The sequence below is a fragment of the Burkholderia sp. BCC1638 genome, from assembly GCF_902833195.1.
Taxonomy (GTDB): domain Bacteria; phylum Pseudomonadota; class Gammaproteobacteria; order Burkholderiales; family Burkholderiaceae; genus Burkholderia; species Burkholderia diffusa.
Window position 1 is genome coordinate 1 of the sequence record NZ_CADFEC010000112.1, and the last position, 514, is coordinate 514.

General features: G+C 66.1%; 1 protein-coding gene and 1 pseudogene. Both read left to right on the forward strand.

Going from position 1 to position 514, the window contains the following annotated elements; genetic code table 11:
• The coding region (locus HWX22_RS31440) for a DUF993 family protein (RefSeq protein ID WP_175917012.1) at positions 1–242 on the forward strand (242 nt) is incomplete at its 5' end.
• Positions 235–514 (forward strand): annotated as a pseudogene (locus tag HWX22_RS31445) (sugar phosphate isomerase/epimerase); the annotation flags it as partial. The gene HWX22_RS31440 and the pseudogene HWX22_RS31445, both read left to right, overlap by 8 nt.

The following is a 514-nucleotide window of genomic DNA, read 5'->3' on the forward strand; positions in this document are numbered from 1 at the left end:
TGGCACGGCACATCTTCGGCGCGCCCACGCGCTTCTACAAGACGGGCGTGGTCTTCATGGCCTGGCTCAATGGCCATCAGCCGCACTTCACCATGGTGGGGGGCCAGCAAAGCGCACGTTCACTGCAGCATTTCGTGGAGCTGTTCCGGCTGGCGGACGCGGCTGGCCTGCTCGAGCGTCCCGAGCTCGCCGCCACGCGCATGAAAACCTTGCTGGCGATGAACGGAGTGTGGGATGCGTGATCTGTCCCAGGATCACCGCTGGCTGTCCATTAATACGGCCACGGTCCGGCAATGGCCGCTCGATCGAATCATCGAGGAATGCGGCCGGCGCCAGATTCGCGCGATCTCGCCCTGGCGCGATCAGGTCGCGGCGGTGGGGAGCGCAAGCGTTGCCCGGCTTCTGCGGGAAACCGGCATCGTGTTGTCCGGCTATTGCCGTGGCGGCATGTTCCCGGCATCGACGGCGCTCGGGCGGCAGCAGGCGATCGACGACAACCGTCGGGCCATCGACG